This window comes from Bdellovibrio bacteriovorus (genome assembly GCF_025558485.1).
Classification (GTDB): domain Bacteria; phylum Bdellovibrionota; class Bdellovibrionia; order Bdellovibrionales; family Bdellovibrionaceae; genus Bdellovibrio; species Bdellovibrio bacteriovorus_G.
This window is the reverse complement of sequence record NZ_CP102930.1, coordinates 2,081,106-2,108,068: the sequence shown is the minus strand read 5'-3', so window position 1 is coordinate 2,108,068 and position 26,963 is coordinate 2,081,106. Positions and strand designations below refer to the sequence as shown.

At 48.7% G+C, this 26,963-nt stretch carries 22 protein-coding genes and 1 riboswitch; of the genes, 5 read left to right on the top strand and 17 right to left on the bottom strand.

Translation table 11 applies throughout. From position 1 onward, the window contains the following. The 9 genes from dnaE to miaB form a co-directional block, all read right to left on the bottom strand. Positions 1-3,540, bottom strand: a complete 3,540-nt coding sequence (gene dnaE, locus EZJ49_RS10330) for a DNA polymerase III subunit alpha (protein ID WP_262552018.1) — start codon at positions 3,538-3,540, stop codon at positions 1-3. 71 nt (positions 3,541-3,611) lie between these two features. Continuing rightward, positions 3,612-4,580 carry a hypothetical protein gene (locus EZJ49_RS10325; protein WP_262552017.1) on the bottom strand — a complete coding sequence of 323 codons (969 nt, stop codon included), beginning with the start codon at positions 4,578-4,580 and terminating at the stop codon, positions 3,612-3,614. Positions 4,581-4,719: 139 nt separating this feature from the next. Then, a complete protein-coding gene (gene guaA, locus EZJ49_RS10320) occupies positions 4,720-6,240 on the bottom strand; it encodes a glutamine-hydrolyzing GMP synthase (RefSeq protein ID WP_262552016.1) in 1,521 nt (506 codons plus the stop codon). A 3-nt stretch (positions 6,241-6,243) separates the two neighbouring features. Beyond that, complete coding sequence (guaB, locus tag EZJ49_RS10315; protein ID WP_262552015.1) at positions 6,244-7,707, bottom strand: IMP dehydrogenase; 1,464 nt, start codon at positions 7,705-7,707, stop codon at positions 6,244-6,246. Positions 7,708-7,784: 77 nt separating this feature from the next. Beyond that, positions 7,785-8,297, bottom strand: a complete 513-nt coding sequence (locus tag EZJ49_RS10310; protein WP_262552014.1) for a gamma carbonic anhydrase family protein — start codon at positions 8,295-8,297, stop codon at positions 7,785-7,787. A 51-nt stretch (positions 8,298-8,348) separates the two neighbouring features. Continuing rightward, the gene (locus tag EZJ49_RS10305; protein ID WP_262552012.1) at positions 8,349-9,527 is read right to left on the bottom strand and encodes a patatin-like phospholipase family protein; all 1,179 of its coding nucleotides are present in this window, start codon (positions 9,525-9,527) and stop codon (positions 8,349-8,351) included. 57 nt (positions 9,528-9,584) lie between these two features. Next, complete coding sequence (locus EZJ49_RS10300; RefSeq protein WP_262552011.1) at positions 9,585-11,825, bottom strand: cation:proton antiporter; 2,241 nt, start codon at positions 11,823-11,825, stop codon at positions 9,585-9,587. An 18-nt stretch (positions 11,826-11,843) separates the two neighbouring features. Further along, complete coding sequence (locus EZJ49_RS10295) at positions 11,844-12,401, bottom strand: bifunctional nuclease family protein (RefSeq protein WP_262552010.1); 558 nt, start codon at positions 12,399-12,401, stop codon at positions 11,844-11,846. A 3-nt stretch (positions 12,402-12,404) separates the two neighbouring features. Then, positions 12,405-13,766, bottom strand: coding sequence for a tRNA (N6-isopentenyl adenosine(37)-C2)-methylthiotransferase MiaB (miaB, locus tag EZJ49_RS10290; protein ID WP_262552009.1), 1,362 nt, complete (start codon positions 13,764-13,766; stop codon positions 12,405-12,407). A gap of 90 nt (positions 13,767-13,856) precedes the next feature. Between miaB and EZJ49_RS10285 the strand changes: the two genes are divergently transcribed. Together EZJ49_RS10285 and EZJ49_RS10280 are read left to right on the top strand one after the other, a co-directional pair. After that, positions 13,857-14,483: a hypothetical protein gene (locus EZJ49_RS10285; RefSeq protein ID WP_262552008.1), complete on the top strand. Its 627-nt coding sequence runs from the start codon at positions 13,857-13,859 to the stop codon at positions 14,481-14,483. Between the two features lie 99 nt (positions 14,484-14,582). Beyond that, entirely contained in the window at positions 14,583-15,344 is a 762-nt protein-coding gene (locus EZJ49_RS10280) for a substrate-binding periplasmic protein (protein WP_262552007.1), read from the top strand. Between the two features lie 65 nt (positions 15,345-15,409). Here EZJ49_RS10280 and EZJ49_RS10275 read toward each other — a convergent pair whose 3' ends face one another. The 3 genes from EZJ49_RS10275 to EZJ49_RS10265 all read right to left on the bottom strand — a co-directional run bounded on the left by EZJ49_RS10275 (position 15,410) and on the right by EZJ49_RS10265 (position 18,229). Next, positions 15,410-15,889, bottom strand: a complete 480-nt coding sequence (locus EZJ49_RS10275; RefSeq protein WP_262552006.1) for a hypothetical protein — start codon at positions 15,887-15,889, stop codon at positions 15,410-15,412. Then, positions 15,882-15,979: riboswitch (purine riboswitch) on the bottom strand. It overlaps the preceding gene by 8 nt. Before the next feature lie 304 nt (positions 15,980-16,283). After that, positions 16,284-17,183: a hypothetical protein gene (locus EZJ49_RS10270; protein WP_262552005.1), complete on the bottom strand. Its 900-nt coding sequence runs from the start codon at positions 17,181-17,183 to the stop codon at positions 16,284-16,286. Between the two features lie 65 nt (positions 17,184-17,248). Then, positions 17,249-18,229 carry a DUF4097 domain-containing protein gene (locus EZJ49_RS10265; RefSeq protein ID WP_262552004.1) on the bottom strand — a complete coding sequence of 327 codons (981 nt, stop codon included), beginning with the start codon at positions 18,227-18,229 and terminating at the stop codon, positions 17,249-17,251. A 166-nt stretch (positions 18,230-18,395) separates the two neighbouring features. Between EZJ49_RS10265 and EZJ49_RS10260 the strand changes: the two genes are divergently transcribed. The 3 genes from EZJ49_RS10260 to EZJ49_RS10250 all read left to right on the top strand — a co-directional run bounded on the left by EZJ49_RS10260 (position 18,396) and on the right by EZJ49_RS10250 (position 21,368). Beyond that, complete coding sequence (locus EZJ49_RS10260) at positions 18,396-19,562, top strand: thiolase family protein (protein WP_262552003.1); 1,167 nt, start codon at positions 18,396-18,398, stop codon at positions 19,560-19,562. Between the two features lie 8 nt (positions 19,563-19,570). After that, positions 19,571-20,227 (top strand): CoA transferase subunit B, encoded by a 657-nt coding sequence (locus EZJ49_RS10255; RefSeq protein WP_262552002.1) that lies wholly within the window; start codon positions 19,571-19,573, stop codon positions 20,225-20,227. A 157-nt stretch (positions 20,228-20,384) separates the two neighbouring features. Continuing rightward, a complete protein-coding gene (locus tag EZJ49_RS10250; protein ID WP_262552001.1) occupies positions 20,385-21,368 on the top strand; it encodes a cyclic nucleotide-binding domain-containing protein in 984 nt (327 codons plus the stop codon). A 58-nt stretch (positions 21,369-21,426) separates the two neighbouring features. On the opposite strand, the gene pyk is transcribed toward EZJ49_RS10250, so the two are convergent. The 5 genes from pyk to EZJ49_RS10225 all read right to left on the bottom strand — a co-directional run bounded on the left by pyk (position 21,427) and on the right by EZJ49_RS10225 (position 26,852). Then, positions 21,427-22,914 carry a pyruvate kinase gene (pyk, locus tag EZJ49_RS10245; RefSeq protein WP_262552000.1) on the bottom strand — a complete coding sequence of 496 codons (1,488 nt, stop codon included), beginning with the start codon at positions 22,912-22,914 and terminating at the stop codon, positions 21,427-21,429. Positions 22,915-22,919: 5 nt separating this feature from the next. Continuing rightward, positions 22,920-24,596 (bottom strand): hypothetical protein, encoded by a 1,677-nt coding sequence (locus EZJ49_RS10240; protein WP_262551999.1) that lies wholly within the window; start codon positions 24,594-24,596, stop codon positions 22,920-22,922. A gap of 86 nt (positions 24,597-24,682) precedes the next feature. After that, positions 24,683-25,420, bottom strand: coding sequence for a hypothetical protein (locus EZJ49_RS10235; RefSeq protein ID WP_262551998.1), 738 nt, complete (start codon positions 25,418-25,420; stop codon positions 24,683-24,685). A 2-nt stretch (positions 25,421-25,422) separates the two neighbouring features. Continuing rightward, complete coding sequence (locus EZJ49_RS10230; RefSeq protein WP_262551997.1) at positions 25,423-26,097, bottom strand: tetratricopeptide repeat protein; 675 nt, start codon at positions 26,095-26,097, stop codon at positions 25,423-25,425. A gap of 41 nt (positions 26,098-26,138) precedes the next feature. Beyond that, a complete protein-coding gene (locus EZJ49_RS10225) occupies positions 26,139-26,852 on the bottom strand; it encodes a hypothetical protein (RefSeq protein WP_262551996.1) in 714 nt (237 codons plus the stop codon). Between the last annotated feature and the right edge of the window lie 111 nt (positions 26,853-26,963).

Genomic DNA, 26,963 nt, shown 5'->3' with positions numbered 1-26,963 from the left:
CTAGCTCCTCAATTCAATAAAGTCCGTTCTTCCAAACAGGGAATGAACGCCTTCAAAGAATTCATTATTCACACTGATTCCCTGAGCTTCTTCCATCTCCATTAAAACACGGCGATTCAGCTCGGCCATCTCGATTTCCAGACTGACCGAAGTGGTTCCCGGGAACTCCTTCATCAAAGACTGCAATCGTGGATAGTCATCAGGGTTTATCTTATCCAATCTTAATACCATTCGCTTGGTTTTTTTAAGAATATCTTCCAGTGGGGACACAGTATCGACCATGATTTTCGCCGATCCTTCCTCCACCTCCAGGCCGCCGCCAACCAGAACCGGTCGTTCATCGCGCAGCTGCGTCTCAAAACGCGCATAAGAATCCGGGAAGATCACCAATTCACAGCTTCCTGTCAGGTCCTCGACCTTGCCGAAAGCCATACGAGTCCCTTTTTTCGTGATAAGTTCCCGCAGCTCCGTGATAAGGCCGGCAACCACCACACGTTTTTTACCCGCATCACGGTTTTTCCAGTCCTTTTTGGCCGCCTTCAGCGCTTCGGCCTCCGGACTTCCCGGAGCTGGCATCTGCGCTGGCAAATCAATCACTTTGCAGGTTGTCCACAACTCAGAAAGCGTGTCGAAACCTTTCAACGGATGATCACTCAGATAAAAGCCCAGAACCTCTTTTTCGTAAGTCAAAGAGGCTGTTCGTGCCCAGGGTTTTACATCCTCCAAAGTCACTTTGGTTTCAGTCGATGGCCCCAGATCAAACAATGAAGACTGTCCCAGCTCACGGTCTTTTTGCAGACCAATTGCCCGGTCCAGATACTTCTGATAACCCGCGATCAGTTGCGCACGATGAGATTCAAAGCCATCAAAAGCCCCGGCCTTGATCAAACACTCAATCACTTTTTTATTCACACGGCGGGTGTCGATGGAATTAAAGAATTCATCCAAAGAGGTAAACTTTTTATCCGGCAGATTGTTGCGGGCCTCAATAATGGCCTCGACCGCATTCTGACCAACACCTTTGATCGCCCCCAGACCGAAGTAGATCTCGTCACCATGAACGTCGAACAAGTAATCTGAATAATTCACGCTTGGCGAGCGCACGATCAGACCACGCTTGGTTGCATCTTTGGAGTATTTTACGATCTTGTCTGTGTCCGACAATTCCGTACTTAACAAAGCGGCAAAGAATTCCGCCGGGTAATGACACTTCAACCAGGCAGTCTGCAATGTAACAACGGAATAAGCAGCGGCATGGGATTTGTTGAATCCGTAGTCGGCAAACTTATACATCAGATCAAACAGATCGTTTGATCGCTGTTTATCATGCCCCCGTTCAATCGCCCCTTTCATGAAGCGCTCACGGTGCTGATCCATCTCCTCTTTAATCTTCTTACCCATCGCACGACGAAGCATATCCGCTTCACCCAGAGAATATCCGGCAATGCGAGAGGCGATACCCATAACCTGTTCCTGATAGACCATGATCCCGTAGGTCTCAGACAGAACTTCGCGGGTGTCTTCCAGCAGGTATTCGACCGGCGCTTTTCCGTGCTTACGATCGGTAAAGTCCGGAATATTCGCCATCGGACCCGGACGATACAATGAAGTGATCGCGGTGATATCAGCAAATGAAGAAGGTCGTATTTTACGGGTGGCATCAGTGATGCCCTCACCCTCGAACTGGAACACCCCCGCCGTGTCCCCGCGGGACATCATCTCGAAAGTGGCCGTGTCGTTCATGGGAATCATCTGCGACAGGATTTTTTTGCCGCGATTTTTCACAATCAGCTTCAGCGCGTGATTGATGTGGGTCAGGGTCTTCAAACCCAGGAAGTCGAACTTGATCAGGCCGATTTTTTCGGCGTGCTTCATGTCGTACTGAACAACCTGCTCGCCGTCAGCGCCTTTATAAAGTGGCGCATGACGAACCAACTGACCATCGGCGATGATCACCCCGGCGGCGTGGATACCGGCATGGCGAACCATTCCTTCCACACGTTGCGCCAGATCCATCAGTGTGTTTACTGTGGGATTCATTTCCATCATCTCACCGATACGAGGCTCCATTTCCATGGCCTCTTTCAGGTGGATACCCAGTTTTTCCGGAATCAGCTTCGTCACGGCATCGACTTCCGGGAAGGTCATCCCCAGAACGCGCCCCACGTCCTTGATCGCAGCACGGGCTTGTAATTTTCCATAGGTGATAATCTGAGAAACCGACTCCTGACCGTACTTGCGGGTTACATACTGAATCACTTCCTGACGACGGTCCTGACAGAAGTCGATATCGAAGTCGGGCATGGAAATACGTTCCGGATTCAGGAAACGCTCGAACAGAAGGAAATTTGGAAGTGGATCAAGATCCGTAATACGCAAAACATAAGCGACCAAAGAACCCGCACCAGATCCCCGCCCGGGACCGACAGGAATGTCATTGGCTTTTGCCCAGTTGATGAAGTCCTGGACGATCAGGAAGTAACCATTAAAGCCCATGCGGTCGATAATGCCCAATTCATATTCCAGACGCTTGTCGTACTCGGGCTTCTTTTCTTCAGGCACAGTTTCGCCACGAGCTGCTGCTTCTTCAAAGCGCACCAACAATCCGGCCTTGGCCTTGCGGGCGATATCCTCTTTTAACGACAGCCCCTCGTCCGTTGGGAACGTTGGAAGGTGATAGATCGGCTTCCCCTGATCATCTTTCAGTTTAAATTTCACATCACAGCGCTCTGCGATTTCCAAAGTGTTGGAAACAGCCTCTGGAATATCCGCGAAAAGCTCCAGCATTTGTTCAGGCTTTTTTAGATAGAACTCATCTGTTCCCAAACGGAAACGGGATTCATCACTCAGGGTTTTATTCGATCCGATACAGATCAAAACTTCCTGCGCCATCTGATCGTCCTGAGTCATATAGTGAACATCGTTGGATGCCACCACAGGAACGCCCACAATCTTGGACGCCTCTTGCAGGAACGGATTGATACGATCCCACTCTGGAACGCCTGTGCGGCACATCTCAAGATACAAACGATCGTTGAAGATTTCCTTTAACTGACGAATCTTGGCCAAAGCGGCATCCGGACCTTCACGCAGGAAGGTGTCGGCCACCTCACCACGCAAGCCCCCGGTCAGACAGATCAGGTTTTCATTATACTGCTGAATGACTTCGTAATCGATACGCGGTTTCCAGTAGAAACCCTCCTGATAACCAATCGAAGAAAGTTTACACAGATTGCGATAGCCATCATTGTTTTGCGCCAACAACACCAAACGTTTGGGACCGGAGTTGACTTGATCACGATCCTGTTTTTTCTCCAAACGTGATCCCGGAGCGATATATGCATCCAAGCCCAGAATTGGTTTTACGTTGTTATCCTTACAGGCAAAGAAGAATTCAACGGCACCGAACATGTTGCCGTTATCTGTAAGAGCCACCGCCGGCATCTGCATCGCCGCTGCTTTTTTGGCAATGGCTTTCACCCGGCAAGCGGCTTCCAAAAGGGAATATTCTGAATGGACGTGTAAATGAACAAAAGACATGACAATTTCATATCTTAGCCCCCTTTTTGATTCAATAAAAGGGGGTATTCCGGCGCAACTTTCACGCTGCGTTACAGGACGCGGAGCTGAACGATCGGGTGAATAGAAACTCCCTCAGGAATTTGCGCCGAATTCAGGTCCAATCGGTCATTTTTCACAGGAATTTTGATGACTTTCTGACCCAGACCCGCATCCACGACGATTTTCAATAAAACTCCGGAAACTTGTGCTGGCTCCGTTGTTCCATCGACATTCCATAAGGTGACCTGATCCCCGCGGAACTCGATTTTATCACTGTTCGGAGCGGCCGGGTCTTTTTCCAAGCGCACTTCTAATACGCTGGCGGCATAGGTTTCTTTAACTTCCATATCAACTTGCAACTTCTGGCGAAGCATTTCGTTGGCATATTTGATCAACAATGCGGGCTGCTTTCCTGGTGTGGGATCGACAAAGTCACGGTCCCGGGTGCTGTCCTGAGAAAGAACTCCCAGATAGCGAATCGCCATTGGGGAATTAGGAACCTCCAAAGAAAATGGCTGCGTCACTTTCTCGCGATAGTTGAAATCATTAAACGACAGCAGCAATCGCCCGGTTTCCAAATTAAACAGGCGATAGCCTGTCATCTCGGCACAACACCCCTGCTGACCGGAAACCAGCACGGGATAGCTGTCATGAACATTCAGCTCGGTCACGGTTTCGGTTTTTCCCCAAAGCACCTGTTGCAAACGATCCCCTTTGCGCACGCTCCAGGAAACACTGCCGGAGATTCCTTCAGCATCCAGATACTGCTCGGTTGTTTTGGCACTGGAAACCAGGAATAGCTCGTCGCCACCTTCTTCCGTAAAGCGACGGTAAGTCTGATAATCCTGCGAGGATCGCTGAATCACCCGCATCCCCTGTTCTGTCTGCTTCAACTTGAAACTGGAAATGCCCGAGCTTTCAAAAAGAATCTGCCCCGCCGCCGCCAAAGCCGCAACACAGGAAAGAACAATCAATAATGTAAGACCCTTGGAAAATTTTTGAAGTGCTTTTGTTTTCATCCCAACAAGGCTAACAAAGCCCCATCCCCAAAAGCAGTTACAGAACCATCATTAAAAACAAAAAAAGGTACCTGCTTACTTTTGCAGAAGCGCTGCGCCTAACGTGCTGCTTCTGCAAAAGTAAGCAGGTACCTTTTGGTTATTCCCATTCTATGGTGCCGGGGGGTTTGCTGGTTATGTCATATACGACGCGGTTGACGCCTTTGACTTTGTTGGTGATCAGATTTGAAACTTCGCGCAGGAATTCAAAATCGAATGGATACCAGTCTGCGGTCATTCCATCACTTGATGTCACGGCTCGCAGGGCCAGCACGTGATCATAGGTTCGGGAATCCCCTTGCACTCCCACAGTCTTTACCGGCAATAACACACAGAAGGCCTGCCAGATTTTTTCATAAAGTCCGCGACGACGAAGCTCTGAAATATAAACCTCATCCGCTTCTTTAAGAATTTGCAGCTTTTCTTTCGTGACTTCACCTAAAACTCGAATTGCCAATCCCGGCCCCGGGAATGGATGACGCCACAGCATTTCCGCAGGCAAACCCAACTGGGCCCCCAATGCACGCACTTCATCTTTAAACAATTCGCGCACAGGTTCAACCAGACCCAACTTCATTTTTTCCGGCAAACCACCCACATTGTGATGCGATTTAATAGTTACGCTGCCGCCAACTGACGACACACTTTCAATCACATCCGGATACAATGTCCCTTGCGCTAGCCATTTGATCGGAAGCTTGTGATCATAGCTTTTATCAAAGATTTCGATAAAAACACGTCCGATGGTTTTGCGTTTTTCCTCTGGATCTGACTTACCCTTCAGTTCGGACAGGAATTCTTCCGAAGCATCCACACCCTTCACATTCAAGCCAATACGACGATAGGATTCCAGAACATTTTCAAATTCGTTCTTGCGAAGCAGGCCATTATCCACAAACACACAGTGAACACGTTCAGCTCCCAAAGCCTTCGTCAGAAGTGTCGCCACCACTGTGGAATCAACCCCACCACTAAGTCCCACAAGCACATGATCCGTCGGCCCAACTTTTTCCTGCGCATCCCTAATCAGCATGTCCTTGATATGAGGAGCATCCCAATCCGCCTGAGCCTGACACATTCCCGAAGCAAAATACTTTAGCAGATCCACACCGTGATCCGTGTGCGCCACCTCTGGATGGAACTGCACAGCCAAAACCCCCGGCCCCTGCATAGCCGCCGGATGATTTCCGTCAGACATCCCAATAATGGAAAATCCTTCTGGAACTTTTTCCACCACATCACCGTGGCTCATCCACACTTTTTGTTTTTGCGGCACGCCCGGAACAGGACTAGACCATGTTACATAATTTAATCCGTACTCGCGATGTTCAGCCTTCGCCACTTTTCCACCCAATTGATGAGTCAGCAGCTGCATACCATAACAAACACCCATCACAGGACTTATGTTACGAAGCTCAGTGACATCTCTTTGCGGAGAACCTTTTTCATAAACTGAATTTGGACCGCCACTAAGAATAATGCCATACGGATTTTTTTTGCGGATTTCCGCCGCAGGATATTCAAAAGAATGAATCTCTGAATAAAAACCCAGTTCGCGAAGACGACGGGCAATCAATTGCGTGAACTGCGAACCGAAATCAAGAATAACAAAACCACGCATAGCTTAAGACTCGATTCTGTAGTTAGGAGCTTCTTTGGTGATACTCACGTCATGCACATGTGATTCACGCAGGCCCATCGCGGAAATTCGCACGAATTTTGCCTTGCTTTGCAGTTCGTCGATATTGCGCGCGCCCACATAACCCATACCGGATTTCAAGCCACCCACCAATTGATGAATCACACCTGAAGCAGAGCCCTTGTAGGCCACTTTTCCTTCAATACCTTCCGGCACCAGCTTGTCATTTTCTTCCACATCCATCTGCCCGTAGCGATCCTTGGAGCCCTTGGACATTGCACCCAGACTTCCCATGCCGCGATAGACCTTGTAAGTACGGCCCTGGAATAAAATTGTTTCCCCCGGGGATTCCTCTGCACCAGCCAGCAGATTTCCAATCATCACTGAGTTTGCCCCCAAAGCCAGCGCCTTGGTGATATCACCAGAGAATTTAATACCGCCATCTGCAATAATGGTTTTTCCGCGCGCACGCGCAACCTTCGCACATTCCACAACTGCAGAAATCTGCGGCATACCCACGCCAGCCACAACACGGGTCGTGCAGATACTGCCCGGCCCCACGCCGACCTTTACGACTTCAGCTCCGGCATCCAGCAGGGCTTGTGTGCCGTCCGCGGTCACAACATTTCCGGCCACGACAATCACATTTTTGTGCTTCTGCGCAATATACTTCACCATCTCAATGACATTTTTGGAATGACCGTGAGCCGTATCCACACACAGCACATCCACGTCCGCGGCCACCAAAGCCTCCACACGATCACGGGAATCCGGCCCCACGCCCACCGCTGCACCGACAAACAAACGACCGTGTTCGTCCTTGGTGGCTTGAGGATAGTTCTTGGCTTTTTCAATATCCTTGATCGTGATCAGACCTTTTAGTTTTCCCTTGGAATCCACCACCGGCAGTTTTTCAATGCGATGCTTTTGCAGAATTTTTTTTGCTTCATCCAAAGTGGTTCCCATTTTTGCTGTGACCAGATTTTCCCTGGTCATCAGATTTCTAATGGGCTGATTGAAGTTTTCTTCAAAGCGCAAATCGCGGTTGGTTAAAATCCCCACCAACTCGCCATTGACGGTCACCGGAACACCGCTGATGGAATACTTTTCCATCAAAGCCACAGCTTCCTCGACCAGATGATCCGGTCCCAAGGTGATCGGGTCCATGATCATGCCACTTTCGTATTTTTTTACTTTTTCGACTTCCAGAGCCTGTTTGTCGATATCCAGATTTTTGTGAATAATACCCAGACCACCGTGCTGAGCCATGACTCGCGCTATGCGATTTTCTGTCACTGTATCCATCGCCGCTGATATAATCGGCGTATTAAGATATTTGCCGCGGGCAAACACTGAGCGAGGCACCACATCCGTGGGAGTGATCTCAGAATATTGAGGAAGAAGAAGAATATCGTCGAACGTCAATGCGTAAGGGACTTCACGATCCATAACAAAGCTCCTAGAGGCAGGTTTTTGTTATTTTGAGCGGAAATCCCCGTCAGTTCAAGCAAAACCGGGACAATAAATTATTCGTACCAGGTTTTATACAGCAGATAATTATCCGCTGATTTTTCAAGCAACGCGACCTCTTCATCCGTCAGAGATCGCTTCACTTTACCCGGACGTCCGACCACCAGACTGCGTGGCGGAATTTCAGTCCCCTCGACCAGCAAGGTGCCTGCACCAATCAGACAGTGCTCGCCGACCTTGCAGCCATCCATCACAATAGAGCCCATTCCCACCAGTGTGCCTCGACCAATTTCACAACCATGCAGCATCACCAAATGCCCAATAGTCACGCGATCATGAAGCGTTGTGCCCCATTTACCGTAAGTGCCGTGCACAACACTGCCGTCCTGAACATTGACCTCCTTACCAATACGAATTGGCATCACGTCGCCGCGAACCACCACATTGTACCAGATGGAAGAACCTTCACCAATTTCGACGTCACCGATAATGCGAGCATTGTCAGCAATAAAGACTTTTTCTGCGATCACCGGGGATTTTCCGCGGGCGCGGATTAGTTCACTACTCATAGACACCTCGACCTTAAGGCTAAAGTTTCCCGGCTATAGAGGCAACTTGTACTACGCTGTTCTTGACGTTTTCCTGACAGAAGCTGAGTTTTTATCATGCGTCAGAAATGCTGTGATGCGGTCCTGTTCCTTCATTCCGTCGGAAAAACCAATTTCAATCAACTGGCGGCAGTAATGCGGCGTAAACATCAAGTAACTAAACATCTCACTGGATTCATCCAAAGATCCCGGACCGCGCAGCAAATACCGGATCATGCGCGGCAGTTCGTTTTCTTTTTTCTGCGCCAGTTCGGAAAAATCAATAGAGGGCGCAATCCACAGGGCCTCGATCTTTCGCAGAGACACGCGCTCTCGCTCCGTGGCGGAGATTCCAGCCAGACTGTCATTGACCTGATGAATTCTTTGAATGTCTGATTCCAGACCGTCCATCATCACGGCATTCATCAACACATTCGCCACCCGCGCCACAGTCGGAGCCCCTGTGATGCCCTGGTTGTGATAACTGTAAAACGTATCCTGTCTGCGGCGCACTCCAATGGCAATAATGCGCTCTGCCCCCAGATAAATCGCCGGACCACAAGGGGACTGATTGCGAATACAACCATCCCCGTAGTAACGCCCTTGAATCTGAATCGGTGGAAATAAAAGTGGAATTGCTGACGATGCCATCACATGTTCTACCCCCAGAGTGGCTTTTTCACTGCGATGCATGCCCCTTTCCCAGGGTAGTAATTCCGGTCTTCCCTGAAAGAACGTCACGGTGGCCACGCTTTCGTAATCCAAAGCCGACACGGAAACAGCCCGCAGTTCTTCGGCGTTGATCTTTTTTTGAATTTCCTGAAATTTGCAGGCCTCGGTCAGAAAGTTATTCAACGGATGGGTGCTTAACAACGATCGCAAAGCCATGGTGTCCTTGCCTTTGCTTCCCAGCGACAACTCGGTCATCCATTGCAGCCCTCCACGGGACAAAGCCATCAGGTCCGCGTAAAAAACATTATCACTGTCGATCTTGCTCCACAGGTTGACCAGATTTTTACTGCTATGAACGAAGTTGGCCGGATGCGCGGCCAATAGGGCCACGTTGATGGCTCCGGCACTGACACCAGAATACACCTGAAAAGGATTGTCGATTTTAAGGCGGGAACAAATATGAGCTATCGCTGCCAGAACACCGGCCTGATAAGCCCCTCGGGCACCGCCACCAGATAAAACAAGCCCCAGAGTCGGCATAGCCCCTCCTGCGAAAATTTTAAAAAGCAGAAGGGACCTGAAGCAACGAAAAGTGGTTTAAACTGTCACCTGACTTTGTTTTCTATCAGAAACAAGCCAGATCAAATCACCTTCCTGCAAAACAAAGCTGGCACGAGGCCCCAGAATACGCTGAGCACCACGTTCGATCCCCACCACCATTCCGTGATAGGCTTCGCGAATCCCGCTGTCGCGAATGGACTTATCTTTGCAAACAGAGGCGTCGTTCACCACAAACGAAGACAGGCGATAATCTTCCTGACGAGCCGGAGCGTCCGGCCCCGGAGCCACTGACACTTTTTCCTGCTCCAGGAACATGTGGAAGCTTTGCAGTTCTTCCTCGCTTCCGAAGCAGATCAGTTTATCATAAGGCCAAAGAATGAATTCTCCATCCGGAGCAAAGTAGCGCTTGGAGCCACGATAGACCGCCGCCACATTCACGCCGTACTTTTCCTTAAATGATAAATCCCGCAGATTGCGCCCGACCAGCACGGATTCCGCATTTAAATCATAGGTCCCCAGGCTGGCATCCCAAGGCAGGAATGTGCGTGCCACTTCGGAAGACACCAGTTCCTTGCGCTCTTTTTCCGTCAGATTCTTCAGGAAATTTTTTTCAATAAACTGATACAAACGGCGCACCCAGAACTGACCGGCCAGGGCCGCAATCGCAACAACTGCGACAATCACACCCAATGCCATCTTCAGGGTCACAAACTGAATAATCACGGCATGCAAAAGCAAAATCGCCAGCACCAGACGTCCGACAAAAACACCAAACTGCAAACCACGCAATTTTTCCAGCTCTTCAAACTCCCGCTGCGCTTTCAAGGAGGGACCACTCATGACGATTCCCCAGAAGAACGGAGCCATCAACCCCAGACAGATGAACAGGGAAATACTCCCCGCCCACGGACTCTGTTCCAGATAGCGCTGCACTTCCGCATTCAGGATCGCCTTATAGGCGGCTAAAATCGCAATCACCATCACGGTATTCAGAATGATCTTGACCCCGTAGGTTTTAAAAATCAAAGAGCCCACACTGCTTTTCCCCTCCCTGTCGAAAGAGGCCTGATAGCGGTCGAGCATTCTTTTAATCCCGTCAGGAAGTCTGGCATCCACCCAACGATACGTCGGCTCTGCCACCTTAATCAGATACGGAGTCGTAAAGGTCGTCACCGCAGAAACGGCAATCGCCAATGGATACAGGAAGTCACTGGTAACTTTCAAAGTCACACCCAGGGAAGCAATAATGAACGAGAACTCCCCGATCTGCGCCAGACTCATACCGGCCTGGAAGGATTTTTTACGGCTTTGCCCGGACAAAATCGCCCCCAGGAAAGAGCCGACAAACTTCCCCACCACCGTCAATGCCGTCACCAGAATCACCAAGTCCCAGCGTTCGATCAAAACTTTCGGGTCAATCATCATCCCCACAGAAACGAAGAAGATCGCAGCGAAAAGATTTTTCACCGGTGTCAGGATATGTTCCATCTTGTGACCTTCAGGCGTTTCCGCCAGAAGCGATCCCATAACGAAAGCCCCCAGCGCGGCCGAGAAGCCCACCCCCGCAGCAATCATAACCATCATGAAACAAAGTCCCACCGCCACTAAAAGCATGGTCTCGTCTTCCAGAAGGTTGCGAATTTTTCTTAGGAAAATAGGAATCAGGAAAATCCCCACCACAAACCAAAGCGCAATAAAGAACAACAAGCGCAACGCCGAGAACCCCAGTTCCATACCCGAAACCGCGCCGGAACCGGCGATCGCCGCCAACAACACCAGCAGTAAAATCGCCACGATATCCTCGACGATCAAAATGCCAAACACCAAATCAACAACCTTCTGCCCGCGCATCCCCATTTCCTGAAAAGCACGCACGATGATCGTCGTGGAGGACATGGAAAGAATCCCCCCGAAGAACAAACTGTCGATGTTGTTCCAGCCCAGCATGCGCCCGACCAGATAACTGACCCCCATCATGAAAACGATTTCAAACACAGCGGTAAATCCGGCAGAACCACCGACCTTGAATAATTTCTTAAAGCTGAATTCCAGACCTAAGCTGAATAAAAGGAAAATAACGCCGATTTCCGACCAGACCTGAATGCTGGCTTTGTCCACCACGGTCGGAAGGAAAGGAACATGCGGACTAACAAGGAAACCCGCAATCAAATAACCCAAAACCTGGGGTTGGCCGAGCTTTTTGAACAGCAGCGTCGAAAGAGCCGCAATCATCAGAATAAAACCAAGATCTGTAATTAAATGAGGTAGATGATGCATGTCTCATAATTACAAAAACTAATTCAAATATCCAGATCCTTTGTCCATCAAGCCAAAATTTTGCAACTTTTGTGCAGCGCCCTCAGTCTCTGCGCTCATCACACGAGAACGTCCGATAAAGTTTTTTGTCGCAAAGAGAGGCACTTCCAAATACAGACACAAAGACATGGCCTCATCCGCGCGCAGCTTCACGGAATTTGTCTGCGGATGACCACTGATGTAAAGGCGCAGATATTGATGGGCTCCTTTGATTTCCACAAAAACAGCCTGTTTAATCTGAATCCCCAGCGAGTTCAGCAGCACTGCGGTGAACTTGTGCGGAGACGATTCCAGAATCATCCGGTTGCTTTGCGACAGCGCCACGCCCGCATCAATGGCACTGACCGCCACTGGCAGCGTGTATTGATGAGCTTCATCCTTCAACAGCAAAAACGGACGGGCAGCATCCGTGGTCACGGAAAGACCATAAGGGAACAACTGCACCAGCTCACTTTGATGGAAGGTTTCCTCTTCCTGACTTTCGTTGGCGAAGACAATCTGCGCTTTGAAATTTTCAAAATCCAAAACTTCTTTCATGACCTAAACCAATTCTCCTCTGAAAACCGCCGGGAAGGCTTTGGTGATTTTCACATCGACCGTTTTACCGATCAAATCCGCCGTTCCCAGGAAATGCACCAGTTTATTGCCGGTGCTGCGTCCTTGAATTTTTCCATGATCCCGGTCCACATTTTCTACCAGGACTTTCATTGTTGTGCCTTCGTATCGTTTGACAGCTTCAAAAGCCATCGCCTCATGCACGTCAAACAGACGGTTAAGGCGTTCATTTTTCACGCCCTCTGCCACTTGATCCTCGAACTTCGCCGCTTTTGTAAACGGCCGCGGGGAATAGGCAAAGGCAAAAATCGTTTCAAAGCCGACTTCCGTCACCATATTCAGAGTGTCCTGGAAGTCTTCTTCCGTTTCCCCCGGGAAACCGACAATAATATCCGTGGAAAAACAAACATCCGGAAGACCTTTTTTGATCATCGCAATACGCTCCAGATATTCTTCACGGGTGTAATTGCGATTCATGCGTTCCAGCACCTTTGTGCTGCCCGCCTGAAACGGCAGATGTATGTATTCCATAATTTTATTGGAATGTTCCGACATAACATCCACCAGCTTCTGATTGAAATCCTTCGGATGAGAAGTCGTATAACGAATTCTTTCCACGTCGGTTTCTTTTGCCACCAGAGCCAGCAAGTCGGCGAAGTCAACGCCTTCATCGCCCTTGTAGGAATTCACGTTCTGCCCCAGCAGCGTGACTTCTTTCACCCCGCGCTTCACCAGATGGCGAATGTCCGTCAGAATATGCTGAACCGGACGGGATTTTTCACGCCCGCGAGTATAAGGCACCACACAGAAGGTGCAGAAGTTGTCACAGCCCTTGGTGATGTTCACATAAGTGGCCACCCCCGGGTTTCGCACCAGCGTTTCAATATGATAAGGCGTGCGGTGCTGAAAACGGGAGTTAACCAGTTTGCGCTCACCCGCGAAGGACTGCGCCACCAATTGCGGCAGATTGTCGATCTGATCCGTGCCAAAAACAAAATCAATCATCGGCTGAGTCTTGATCAGGTTTTCTTTTTCCTGCTGTCCGACGCATCCCCCGACACCGATTTTCAGGTCAGGATTTCTGCGCTTCATATATTTGTATGTGCCCACTTCAGAATAAACTTTATGCACCGGCTTTTCACGAACACTGCAGGAATTAATAATAATCAGTGAAGCCTCTTTCGGATCACGAACAGGAACAAAATTCTGCATCTCCAAAAGAGCATACATTCGTTCCGTGTCATTCACGTTCATCTGACAGCCGTAAGTCGAAATATAGACGCCTCGGCCCATGCCGATATCCGTACTTTTCTCAACGCTTTCAAGATTTTGGGTGATGTCGTCCACGAGTTCTTACCTCTTGTGTCATCAAAAAAGTTGAGTTATAGAGGAGCGTCTTAGAAATGTCAAAAAATGAAGTTCGATGGAGATCCGCTCATGAACCCAAGACTGAAAAGCTCAAAAAAATGGACCGCCTTTCCTAAAGAGTACTCAGAGCAAATTTTGGGAGTTTTCAAAGAAAACTTCGCCCAATATCTTGGCGACGCAGAGCTGATCGTAGAGGGGCGTATCTATCAGGAAGAAATTGCGCTGCGCGTTGGCTATCTTGAGGAAGGCCGCTTGGCTCAAGCGAATTTTGAAGTATCCATGAACTATTCTCAGGAACAGCAGGATGCCATCACCCGCATTCACAACTGCGTGGATGCCGCAGCCAGCATGATGATGGAATATCTGGAAAACGATGGCGAAGTCGATTTCCCTTACACTTGGAAAGAAGTTCCGTTCCAGGGTAAAAAAATCTATCTGCGCTTCTCAACTGAAAACTCTTCTTTGGAAGCTGAGGCCAATAAACTTTTGGGTTTGAATGAAGACGAAATGCTTCACGACGAAGAACAGGTTGATGAGGATGCTTTAAGTCGCGCTGAACAGAGTGAAGAACTGTCTCCGCCTCGTGATGATGAGGACTATACAGAGGAAGAGTCCGAAGATACAGACGAGGACGATTCTGGCGACAACAAAGGCCCCAAAATGTTCAGTGGAAAATCCAAGAAGTCCCTGCACTAGGTTTGCGATATTCTTTGGAACAGAATATTGGAACTTTAATAAACAAAGTTCTTTTTCCCTTGGTACATACGGATGATCGAGAGATAATGAGATTCTATCATGATTCGAATTGCTCTCGTTCTTATACTCACCTTTACTGCTCTCTGTGTTCGCGCTGAAACTATCACCATTAACGGTGAAGACGACTGGGCCCCGTATTCTTCGGCCTCTGCAAACTATAAAGATGTGATAGGACTGGCGCCTGATATTATCAAGGCCGCCTTTAAATCCCAGGGTGTTCAGGTGATCACGCGCCCGGTGCCCTTTGCCCGTTGCCTGCATGAAGTTGACGAGGGGAAATCCATCGGCTGCTTTGACACCGTCATCAGCAGCGAAACCGAAGGTAAATACATCTTTCACCCCACGCCCTTATTTGAAGCCGACATGGTGGTGTATGGTGCCCCGACAGAAAACAAACGCCCCATGACCTTCAAGGATCTGGAGGGGAAGATTGTCGGCACCACAAATGGTTACACTTACCCGACCGAATTTCTGCAAAACAAGCGCATCACCCATTCCCCCGGCCCTACGGAAAAATCACAACTGGAAAAACTGGCCAGCGGACGCGTACACTATGCAGTGCTGTGGGGTCTGACAGCGACCTATTTGCTAAGGGAAAATCCAGCACTGAACAGCAAAGTGAAACCTCTGGGGGTTATTTCACGCACAGGACTTTATTTAAGTTTTTCCAAGAAACACAAAGACGGTGCCAAATATGCCGATATTCTGGAAAAAGGATTACAGACCATTCTTGGCAATGGCACCTATGCGCGTATCACCGGCAAATTCAACGCCGTTCATCTTGAAAATCCCAAGCCCTAAAAACAAAAATGCCCATGCCTTTGTCAGACATGGGCGCCCCTCGACAGAGAGAATATTCTTGTGAATTAAAGTGCTCTTACACGAGCTTCAATTGCCGGAACTTCATCCAGATGATGTTTGGCTTGAATAATAATTTCAATTGCATCTTTTTGCATCAAACGACCCGCCGCCATTTTTTCGCAGATCAAGGCTTCCAACTTATCCGTGATTTCGTAAACACTTTCGTGCTGCGGCCACAGATTTTTAGCTTCATTGGAACCACCCGCACAAAGTGGGATGTAGTGATCAATCTTGAATGCCTGACGCTTCATAGAACGAGTTCTATAACCGATTTGATCATATTTTTGAAAAATAGCCGCTTTTTGAGATGTGGACACATCACGTTCACAGTATTTGATTTTTTCAGGGTAACGATATTCATCAGGATGGTTACAAAGAGCACCCGGAGTCAAAGCATCATCCGGCCCTTTAGGAAACGCCTCAAAAGCTTGAGACAGGGTTGCAAAGAACAAAACCACAACAAACAACGCTGCGCGCTTAAACATATCCGCTCCAAATAGACTGCCCTTTACGGTGGCAGGTAGAAACGTCAGACCCTATCTCCGACTTATATTTGAGTAACCGCGGTTAGTACTAATGTTGAGATTTCCTATTTGCAATAAAATTTACACCCCATAACGCACCCAAGCCCACCCCTAAAACCAAAAAAAAGACCCACCCTCATCAGGCAGGTCTCCCAAAAATTCTTTTTAAAGAATCAATCTTTAAGGCAGATTCTCACAGAGATTCTCCCCTCTTAAACCAATTCCAAGGCCGTTGAAAAGGGTTCAGCCGCAAGGCGGAGGCCCCTTTTCGAAACGGAGGCGTGCTCCAAGCACGTCGGAGAGAAGAAAAGGGACCGACAACGCAGTCGGATGGACCCTTTTCAACGGCCGGGGGCTAGTATTCGTCGTCTTCTACGCTGGATCCGGACCCCTCTCCCATCCCACGTACTTCTTCGATAAACGCGCTGTTATCCTCTTCAAACTCATTATCCACTGCTGATTCGTCGATCTCCAGCTCTTGGATAGCGGCCAGGAAGTCTTTTTCCGTGCGCAAATCACGACGGATCATTTCCAGGAACTTATCCGGATAACGGGAAGTCAGTTCTTCCACATAACGCTCAAGTTTACCGTCCTGAAGGATCTTCTTACGAACTTGGATCTTCTTCCAGAACATCAAGTAGTGATAACGGCAATAAGCATCCACGATAGCGATCTGATCGCAGTCACGGGCACGGCAATAACGGCGACCTTCTGCGTCAGTAAGAACAACCTCTTCGTCGCCTTTTACTTTTTCTTCGGCAACCCACTCTTCATCGACTTCGACTTCCTCTTCGGATTCCTCGACAGCCTTCAGTTCTTCTTCGTATTCGCCGATCTCATCGCCCATCATGTCGTCATCGGCAATATAATCGTCTTCCAGCTCTTCTTCGTCCTTTTCCTTTTTAGCTTTGCCTTTTTTAGGGGCTTTCGCCTCTTTTTTAGGCGCCGCTTTTTCAGGAGTAGGTTGTGGAGTGGCCTTTTTTTCCAGCTTCTTGGCAGCTTCGACCTTGGTTTCTTTAACCTCTTTGGTCTCTTTCGCAGCCTTCACCGGAGCCTTGGCAGGCTTCACTTCCGGTTTTTTCTTCGCCTCAGGCTTTTTAGCTGCCTTTACAGGAGCTTTGTCCGCCTTCTTTTTTACAACGGCTTTCGGAGCCGGCTTTTTCGGAGCTGGCTTGGCCGCGGCTTTTGCGGGCGCTTTTTTAGCTGGTTTTGCAGCAGCCTTGGCTGCGGGCTTCTTTTTTACGATTTTTGCCATAGTTCTACCTAGATAGTGCTTTAGAGATCATTCCATCTGTCAGACATTTGAGAAAAGCTGTCAACTCATTTCACCGAAATAGTGCCTTCTTGACTGCGCACAAAAATGCTTCCTCTCGGCGCGTCGCCACGCAAGCGACCACGCGCTGTTTTCTCTGCACTCAGTTTGATCACACGAACTTCCTTCGGGACCACGATTTCACCTTCCACCGTCATCAAATTCAAACTGGCACCCGAACCTGGCGGAGTCTGGATACTCACACGGCCCGACTTGGACTTCACATCCACTTCCGAATCCAATGCCATCCCAATGGTCACCGCACCATCCTGATTCTGGCCCTCGATGCGCCCCTGGAATCCTTGGATATTCAAGTTCCCTTTGCCGCTTTCAAACTGAACTGTGCCATTGCTTTGATTGATTTTTGCCGTGGACTGCTGGGCTGATACCGTCAGAAAGCCGCGCACTTTTTCGATATTCATCTGGCCCGCAAACAGGGATGCTTCCACATCTCCTTGAATGTTCTTCAGACTCATGGAACCCGTGTAAGAATCCGCACTCACTTTTCCCAGATGATCAGCCACTGACACATCGCCTTTTTGCACATAAACCTGTAAGGAGCCAGCCCCATTCAAGACCGCCACACGCCCTTGAGTCAGACTCACTTTCAAGTCCTTACTCCATTTCTGCGCCACCACGGACCCACCGCGTAACTGAACGTCCGCAGGAAGAGCCGGCCCGATAATCTCAATTTTCTTCATTTGTGAGGCGGCTTTCGGCAAGATGTTCAGCCAGGTTCTTTTGCCATCGTATTCATTCATACGGACTTCGATGATATTATTTTTCTTTTCGATAGTGAAAAGGCCTTCCGCACTGGATTGTTCCACCCCGGATACACGCAGCGCTGTGCCAGGCTGCCCCACCATCTGAACCTGCGCCTCCAGTCCTTTTAGAACCAGGCGATCACCTTCAGAAACGGGAACTTCAAATGTAGCTGCCATCAAGGGCTGAAAAATGAGGTGGACAAGAATGAAACTGATCGCTGACATGCGTTGACTCCTTAACCCTGACATTTGACTCTGTCTTTAAAATATAAAAAAGTATCCGGGCATTTACAATAATTTGCAAGGGCCCTCCGCTTCTGCGTCAGCACGAAGGACAAGGCAGGAGCCCCCAGCACAAGAAAGCTTGGACAAAAAGCTAAAGAGGTAAAAAATGGAAAATGTCGTAATTGTGAGCAGTGTAAGAACTCCTGTGGCCTCCTTCCAAGGTGGTTTGGCTTCCGTACCAGCACCAAAACTGGGTGCCGTGGCAATCAAAGAAGCTATCACTCGCGCAGGCGTATCTGCTGATGAAATTGACGAATGCATCATGGGCGAAGTTCTGACTGCGGGTGTGGGCCAGGCTCCAGCTCGTCAGGCGGCTCTTTTCGCAGGTCTGAAAAATTCCACACCCTGCCTGACTATCAACAAAGTTTGTGGTTCCGGCCTAAAATCCGTGATGCTGGCAGCAGATTCCATCGCCTTGGGTCACACAAAAATTGCCGTTGCCGGTGGTCAGGAAAACATGACTTTGGCGCCGCACTTGCTTGAAAACTCCCGTTCCGGCTACCGCATGGGTCCAACACAAATGACAGACTCCATGATCAAAGACGGTCTTTGGGACCCGTACAACAACTTCCATATGGGAAGTGCTGCGGAAATCTGCGTGAAAGAGCACAACTTCACTCGTGAAGAACAAGATGCTTTCGCAGTTGATTCCTACAAAAAAGCACAGGATGCCTGGGCTAAAAATCTGTTCAAAAACGAAATCGCTCCAGTCACCGTGGAAGGCCGCAAAGGCGCTGTCACTGTGGAAAAAGACGAAGAGCCTTTCAACACAAACTTCGACAAAATCCCAGGCTTGAAGCCAGCATTCGACAAAGCCGGAACAATCACGGCAGCCAACGCCTCCAAAATCAACGACGGCGCGGCAGCCCACGTTTTGATGTCTGAATCCGAAGCGAAAAAACGCGGCATCAAACCTTTGGCGAAAATCGTGGCGCACGGCACGTTTGCGCACGATCCAAAATACTTCACCACGGCTCCGGTGGGCGCGATCAAAGGCGCTTTGGCAAAAGCCAATTTGAAAGTGGGCGACATTGATCTTTGGGAGATCAACGAAGCCTTCGCTGTTGTCACTCAAGTGGCGATGAAAGAACTTGAAATCCCGGCTGCCAAAGTGAACGTTCACGGCGGTGCTGTGGCGATCTTCTTCAACAAGATGTGGATGGGCTTGCGTATTCCACAATCTTACATCAATGGTTCAGCTGACGGTGGCGCTATCTTCCAGGGTACGAACTATCAAAAGCGCATTGAACAAAAAACGATTGCCAAGGGTTAGGACTATTTATGCCATTAACAAGAGAGCAAATTGCACAACGTATCGCTCAAGAAGTTGAAGATGGTTACTGCGTAAATTTGGGAATCGGCATTCCAACATTGGTTGCCAACTACATCCCCAAAGACAAGTTCGTTATGTTACAAAGCGAAAATGGTCTTTTGGGCATGGGACCATTCCCCAAAGAGGCTGACATTGATGCGGACCTGATCAACGCCGGGAAACAAACTGTGACGGCCTTGCCGGGTGCAAGCTTCTTTTCCAGCGCAGACAGCTTTGCGATGATCCGTGGTGGCCACGTTGACCTGACTGTTTTAGGGGCGATGGAGGTTGATGAAACCGGCAGTATCGCCAACTGGATGGTTCCGGGCAAAATGGTCAAAGGCATGGGCGGCGCCATGGACTTGGTGGCTGGCGCACGCAATGTGATCGTGGCCATGCAACACACGGACAAGGAAGGAAACTCCAAACTGCGCAGCAAGTGCACACTTCCTTTGACCGGCGTGAAATGCATCAAGAAAATCGTCAGCGATTTCGGCGTGATCGAAATCACACCTGAAGGTTTTGTTTTGAAAGAATACGCCCCGGATCTATCTCCGGAAAAGGTTCTGGCAGCCACTGAGGGCAAAATGAAAATCGCCCCTGACTGTAAAGCGATGACATTTTAAAAAAAGGTACGGCCTTACTTTTGGTACTGCAACTGCGTTAGACGCAGATGTGCTACCAAAAGTAAGGCCGTACCTACGTCATAAGTCCAGCCGTGCGTTGCTCTGTCTGAAATTCCCATAGATAATAAGTCTTCACGTACTTGCGAGTGGGGTTTTCGTGGCAGAAGCAAAAAAAGTGGCAAAAGACACCTATCTATTCCGAGATGGGGATGCTCCCGATGCGATGTACATCGTTAAAACCGGCGGTTTTGCCATCACCAAAAGCAAAGGCAATACCGAGGTAGTTATTGCGGAAATTCAGCCCGGCGCCATGGTTGGTGAAATGGCCTTGTTTGATAAAAAACCCCGCAGCGCCAACGTCAAGGCCACCAAGGATTCCGAGGTCATCGCACTTCCTTACGACTCTTTGAACAAGCAAATGGATCAGTTGCCGGTATGGGTTCGCGCGATCATGAAAACGCTGAATGAAAAACTGCGTGATGCGAATCAAAAGATCCGTCTTCTGGAAAACACCAATCCGGATGAAGAGCGCTTCCCGCCTCATATTGTAAACAAATACATCTCCATTCTGAATCTGGTCGGAAATAAATATGGAAAACCGGAAGACGGCGGCACTTTAAGCTTCTCCTCTGTATTGATTCGCAATTACACGATTCAGATTTTCCAGGAAGCCACCAACAAAATGCAAAGCGTGGTGAATGCCCTGACCGATCTGGGGTATCTGGCGCAGGAAGACCGCGGCGACGGTACGCAGAAAATCAGCAACCTGAAACCTCAGGAACTTTTTGGCTTCGTGGACTGGTACAACGAGTGGCTGTTCAAGCAGGACAAAGACCGTCTGCCCGCGCTGTCAGAACAGGAAGTGGCTATTCTAAACGGCATTCTGCTGTTTGCCCGCCGTGTGGAGCCCAACCACAAAGGACTTTATAAAGTTGATCTGACCGACGTGCAGAACGAATCCATGAAAGAACTGGGACAACTGATCCGTGCGGATGACGTGAACTCTTTGATCGAAAAGAAATATCTGACAGAAAAGATCATGGATGAAAAAGGCGTCTATATCATGGTGGAACTGCCGTATGTAGAGCCACTGGCGCGCAACTGGACAATTGTAAACAATCTAAAACGCAAATTGCGTTAAACAAAAAAGCCAGGTTCCAAAAGGTTCCTGGCTTTTTTATTCTTACTTTCTAAAATACCTATTCAATATCCGGGATTTCCTGACAACGCAGTGGCAGCTTTTCGTTTGCAAGCTTCGCCACATTTTCCCCACCCACCGTATGAACATAGATGGAGTTGGTTTTGGCTCCACAGGCAATAGGCTGCCCCAGAGTCAGAATCACGCGGTCACCGGTTTTACCCAGACCGTGCGACACCAGCAGCTGATCCACTTCACGCAGAATATCCTCCATCGTCTTGTAGGGCTTGATCGCGTGAGTCTGAATTCCCCAACCCAGTTCCATGCCATTTAAAACATCCAGATGCTGAGTTACAGAAATGATTCGCGCCTTCGGACGGAATGCAGAAATAATATTTGCAGTTTTACCCGAAGTCGTCAGACAGATAATCGCAGTGGCATTCAACTTCAGCGCACTTAAAGAGGCACTGGCAGCAATTGCCGCAGGAGTGCTTAAGAACTCATTTTCCAATGAAATCTTATAGTACTCCTCTTCGTTGCGTTCAACTTCTGTGATGATTTCATGCATGGTACGAATGCAACGGAAAGGATATTTCCCGCTGGCAGATTCTGCCGACAACATCAAGGCATCAGAACCATCCAAAACGGCATTGGCCACATCTGTGATTTCTGCACGAGTCGGCCGCGGATTTTCAACCATGCTATCCAGCATCTGAGTCGCTGTAATCACGGGCTTACCCAACAGATTACAAACCTGAATGATGCGTTTCTGATAACCCGGCAAACGACTTTGACCAACTTCCACCGCCAAATCCCCGCGTGCCACCATGACGGCGTCACTCAAACGGCAGATCTCCTCCAAATTCTCAATAGCTTCCACCATTTCAATTTTGGCAACGATTTTAGCGTTGGAATTCCTGGCTTCAATTCTTTCACGCAACTGACGGATGTCGCGAGCGTGGCGCACGAAACTCAAAGCGACATAGTCCACTTTGTTTTCCAGTCCAAATTCAAGATCCTCGATATCCTTTGGCGTCATACATTCCACTGGCAGATTCACGCCCGGAAGATTCATGCCTTTGCGATCTTTTAAAATACCGCCATAGATGACTTCCACATCAAGCTCTTCCCCGCGGACCTGCAGGACTTTTATTTCCATCAGACCGTCATCCAGAAGGATGCGCGTGCCTGGCACACAGGCCATTGGCAGCTCTTTAAAGTCTGAAGGAATCAGGCCGGGCTTTCCCAGCACACTCGCGGTGGTAACCACCAGACGATCCCCGGGTTTGATTTCAATGGAGCCATTTTCAAATTTACCAACACGAATCTTGGGCCCCTGCAAATCCTGCAAAATCGCCACAGGAGCATGCAGTTCCTGTGAAAGCTTACGCAAGGACTTAACCACCTTCAGGTGATCTTCATGACTGCCGTGAGAAAAGTTAAGGCGAGCCACATTCATGCCCGCCTTAATTGCTTTTTCCAGATTTTTCTCATCACGAGTCGCCGGCCCGATAGTGGCCACAATTTTTGCTCGACGATCTGCCAACATTGAATCTACGCCTTCCTGCTGTATGAATTCATTTTCACAGACAAGTTTTGCATATCTTCCTGGTGCCGTCTATTCATTCTATCAAGTTGATCCTGATGCGACTGATTTAGCTGGGCAATCTTGGCCTCGTACTTCATCTGTAAAGACTCTTTTTCCATCTTTCCGGCTTTTTCCTGTTCACCAGAACGAGTGGCATGCAGATTTTCCAAACGCTTCATCTCGCGCGCCTGACTGTCCTGAATCGCACCGATACGATCCTCATAGCGTTTTACAGTTTCCTCAAGTTTGGAATTGAATGAAGCCTCCATTGTTCTGAAGCGCTCCGTCATGGCCTTATTTAAAGCCGCATGGTCCGCAGAGTTCTTTTCACGAACAACATCCATACGGTCCTGATAATTAGACTTCATCACATCCAAAGAGTCCGCATAATAGCGCTCCATCTGGGCGTTATTCTTATTGGTCAAATCAATCACCTTGCTGACCCGGGATTCGGCATTATTCGCCACCTGAGTCACCTGATCCTTGTGCTGCATGATCAGGTTTTCTCGTTCTTCGCGATGACGGGTGTTCATAATGCTAACCTGGGATTTGTTCTCGCGGTCCGCATTACGCAAAAGCTTTTGATTTTCTGTCAAAACCCTTCCAATACGATCGTCGTTGATTTCCTTCATCTGATCCACAGCGTTTTCACGCTGCTCTTCTGACAAAGACAGACGCTTTTCGTAAGCCTGGGTTAGATTGCGGCGCTCAATGCCACGCAGTCTTTCATTTTTTGAAATTTCATTATTCAGCCGCCCGTTCAGACGCTGAATCTGACTGTCCCGGGACCGAATCTGACTGTTGATACGACCATTCACTGAATCACGGAAATCCTGATTCTGGGAGTCCATCTGCGCGGACTTGCTATCCAGCGCATTTTCATATTTATCACGAATCGCTTCACGCTCCTGATTCATGATCATCTGTTTCATATCCAGATTGTCGCCATACTCCTGTTTGCTGTTCACCACATAATCGCCATATTTCTGGGACCAGCGGGCGTTGTCCGCCTCACGCTGACGCTCGCTTTGCTTCAAGCGGGCTTCATAGGACTTGCGCATCTCCTTGCTGTTGCGATCTTTACCACGCAAGGTTTCATCATGACTGTTTAGCAGGGCATCACGCTCTTTTTCATGGGCTTCGTTCAAACGACGGGTGTTATTATGAATAGCCTCTTGGGATTTCTGACGGTTTTCCTGAATGGCCTCGACAAAACGTTCATCGCGGCCGGAAATCTCGGTGTTCATCTGTCCGACCAGATTCTGTTTCTGAGCCTCGTTGATTTCCTTTTGCTTTTTCAGCGTGCCTTCGTAACTGGCACGCTGCTGTTCGCGGGCGTTATAGGAATCCTCCATCTTATTGCGCAAAGATTCACGATAAGTCTGACGGACTTCATCAATTTTTTTGCTGTTTTCATAGTCGCGCTGATTCAGGGTTTCGCGATTGCGATCCTTCAGTTCGGCGATGCGGCCTTCATATTCATCAGTGATATTCTTAATTTCCTCGTGATGACGCTGTTCAAGACGCTTCACTTCCGCGTTTCTGCGTTTGGCATTTTCACTTTCCCGATTCTCATACTCTTCCCGAGTCTGACGAATCTTTTCGTCCTGGCGTGCACGATCCGATGATGAAATAGAAGACATCCTATCCTCCCAGACCCCAGATTAACATGAGGACCAGGCAGAAACTGCAACTGACATGGATCGTAAATTAAAATCAGGACCTAGATCTAGCGCTCAAACACGCGCTGACGATAAAGCTCTTTGATCTGGCGGTCTTCGGCGGCTTTGCGCTGCCGACGGGCCTCTGCGGCCTGCTCTTTTTCATTCACAGAAGCAATTTCACGCTCGGTCAGGTGCTGATACAGACGACTGCTTTTTTGTACCAGATCCCCCCAGTTTTCCCGATAATGACGAACTTCCCTGACGAAATCATCCTTGCCGCCACGATATAAAGAGTTCCACAGAACAAGATGCTCTTTCATATTAATGGGTTCGATCATTCCGTAGTCAGACTGCCCTTTGGAATTCAGCGCGGAAATCCACAACTCAAAACCTTCGGGAATATCCAGAACTTTTCCATCCCGCAAAGTGACCTTCAAGGATGCGGACATGTTGCGAACCAGAACCCGGGAATCCTTTTGCAAAACCCAGTATTCCCCGAAGCTGGCTTTAAAAGAGGCAAACAGGGTTTCCACTTCCAATCCACGGCCGTCTTCCACCCACAAAGACCCTTTGACCAGACGCCAATGCTGGGGACTTTGCATCACCACAGCCGACCCTGCCGTGGCATGAAGCTTTTGTTCAGCTTTTTCAAAATGAAAGGAACTTCCGGTAACTTGCAAGGCACAGTTCGAGATCGCTTTAAGACATTCCGCCGGCTGTTCAATAACGTCCCCGGCGGCACGCACACGAACTTCCATCTGAAACGCCATTAGAAAGATAAGAACCCGAACAATTTTCTTCATGCTTATTCAACGCTCTGAGCAAGCTTGCGAGCCTGCTTTTTAAGGTTTTCATTCTTGAAGTTTTTAGAAACGGTTTTGTAGATTTCAGCAGCCTCTTCCGTCTGGCTGTTCATTTCACTGATCTGCCCCATGCGCAGCAGAATGAATCCGGTCAGATCATGCTGCGGATACTGAGTGACCATTTCATCAATCTGCCCCAGACTGCTGCGATAGTCTTTTTTAAGAAAATAGCTTTCCGCAATAAAGAAGCGGGCTTCCACATTGTGCTGAGACAACGGGTAAGTTTCGATCAATTTGTTAAATTCACGAATGGCGCGATCATATTCCTGACCGTTAAAGTAACGCTTGCCCTTTTCATACAAAGCCCCGGATAGATCCAGTGCATCCGCACTGGCTGGCGCACGCACAACCGCTGCCAGATTCTTAAGTTCATACTTTGCCTGAAGTTTTTTATCCTCCGGCAGCACCTGCGCCACCGTCTGCTGGAAATCCTTTAACTGATAGGTCAGAAGGGAATTGTTAAATCGTTCTTTTTCCACCTGTTTTTGCAGGTTTGCCAGACGCATTTCATACTCTTCATGACCATTGAAGTGCCCGATAAGAACGGCATAACCGCCCACCAATCCCACCGTCAGGCACAAACAAAAAACAATGAATAAAGAGTTCTGATTTTTCATGTCTCACTTATCGGCAAAAACCGATAAGAATTGAGACTGTCTTATTTCGAGACGGACTTCTGGTCCTTTGTATAGATCACTTCCGCATCCAGATCTTTCCACTTCCCGTCCCGCATTTGTTTCGGCGCCACGCGCCCCTTCATCAGGCGCAGCTGTTTGTCGGAGTGGGAATACCATAAATGAATAGGGTCCACCAAAGCTGCAATCACGAAGCTCGTGGGCTTCATGCGCAATTCCATCCATTTTTCCCCTTCTTTTTCCATTTCACCGCGCTTCTGTAAGGTAAACCCCACAGTTTCCAGACGGTCCCACACAGCAAAGCGCACATCCAGAGCTTTCCCCTGAACCAGTTGATCCCAGTTTGTTGCCACGAAGGCATTGAAATTGGATGTGCTTAAAACAAATCCGCTAACTTTTTCTTCCGAGGACTTTTTCCGACCCTTTCCCTCGTACTCAAAAAAGATCTTTCCGTTTTCAACACGGAAACGCCCCACTTCGCCTGTCTGCTCCTGACGAATTTCGTAGCTTTGAACATCAGCACCCTTAATGCGCCCTGTCTCTGTGACGGCCATCTTGCCATCCAAATCACGATACTGCGCCTGTGTACGGAAAGCCCCGTCCTGAGTCGCAGACACATCAATATCCAATGTAAAGAGTTTTTTCTGCTGATTGGATTTCAAATCATAAAGATTGGCGTTGATTGTTTGCTGGGCAAAACCAAACACCGGAAACAGCAAGGTCAAAAGAAGCATCATAAAATCCCCCACACAAAGGTCCATAGTATTCAATGAAATTTCAAAAAACAAAAAGGATGACACCTAACAGAACACATTTTCTGCGTCACATTCTGGACCCGCCGACTTCAT

Bases quoted from the DNA above. Each gene is read 5' to 3' on its own strand.
- EZJ49_RS10295 (WP_262552010.1), bottom strand. From the start codon at position 12,401: ATGAAAGAAGTTTTGGATTTTGAAAATTTCAAAGCGCAGATTGTCTTC.
- EZJ49_RS10310 (WP_262552014.1), bottom strand. From the start codon at position 8,297: ATGAGTAGTGAACTAATCCGCGCCCGCGGAAAATCCCCGGTGATCGCA.
- EZJ49_RS10285 (WP_262552008.1), top strand. From the start codon at position 13,857: ATGAACCCAAGACTGAAAAGCTCAAAAAAATGGACCGCCTTTCCTAAA.
- EZJ49_RS10280 (WP_262552007.1), top strand. From the start codon at position 14,583: ATGATTCGAATTGCTCTCGTTCTTATACTCACCTTTACTGCTCTCTGT.
- EZJ49_RS10300 (WP_262552011.1), bottom strand. From the start codon at position 11,825: ATGCATCATCTACCTCATTTAATTACAGATCTTGGTTTTATTCTGATG.
- EZJ49_RS10230 (WP_262551997.1), bottom strand. From the start codon at position 26,097: ATGAAAAATCAGAACTCTTTATTCATTGTTTTTTGTTTGTGCCTGACG.
- guaA (WP_262552016.1), bottom strand. From the start codon at position 6,240: ATGCGTGGTTTTGTTATTCTTGATTTCGGTTCGCAGTTCACGCAATTG.
- EZJ49_RS10235 (WP_262551998.1), bottom strand. From the start codon at position 25,420: ATGAAGAAAATTGTTCGGGTTCTTATCTTTCTAATGGCGTTTCAGATG.
- EZJ49_RS10275 (WP_262552006.1), bottom strand. From the start codon at position 15,889: ATGTTTAAGCGCGCAGCGTTGTTTGTTGTGGTTTTGTTCTTTGCAACC.
- pyk (WP_262552000.1), bottom strand. From the start codon at position 22,914: ATGTTGGCAGATCGTCGAGCAAAAATTGTGGCCACTATCGGGCCGGCG.
- EZJ49_RS10325 (WP_262552017.1), bottom strand. From the start codon at position 4,580: ATGAAAACAAAAGCACTTCAAAAATTTTCCAAGGGTCTTACATTATTG.
- guaB (WP_262552015.1), bottom strand. From the start codon at position 7,707: ATGGATCGTGAAGTCCCTTACGCATTGACGTTCGACGATATTCTTCTT.
- EZJ49_RS10270 (WP_262552005.1), bottom strand. From the start codon at position 17,183: ATGGCAAAAATCGTAAAAAAGAAGCCCGCAGCCAAGGCTGCTGCAAAA.
- EZJ49_RS10225 (WP_262551996.1), bottom strand. From the start codon at position 26,852: ATGATGCTTCTTTTGACCTTGCTGTTTCCGGTGTTTGGTTTTGCCCAG.
- EZJ49_RS10240 (WP_262551999.1), bottom strand. From the start codon at position 24,596: ATGTCTTCTATTTCATCATCGGATCGTGCACGCCAGGACGAAAAGATT.
- EZJ49_RS10265 (WP_262552004.1), bottom strand. From the start codon at position 18,229: ATGTCAGCGATCAGTTTCATTCTTGTCCACCTCATTTTTCAGCCCTTG.
- EZJ49_RS10305 (WP_262552012.1), bottom strand. From the start codon at position 9,527: ATGCCGACTCTGGGGCTTGTTTTATCTGGTGGCGGTGCCCGAGGGGCT.
- EZJ49_RS10260 (WP_262552003.1), top strand. From the start codon at position 18,396: ATGGAAAATGTCGTAATTGTGAGCAGTGTAAGAACTCCTGTGGCCTCC.
- EZJ49_RS10255 (WP_262552002.1), top strand. From the start codon at position 19,571: ATGCCATTAACAAGAGAGCAAATTGCACAACGTATCGCTCAAGAAGTT.
- dnaE (WP_262552018.1), bottom strand. From the start codon at position 3,540: ATGTCTTTTGTTCATTTACACGTCCATTCAGAATATTCCCTTTTGGAA.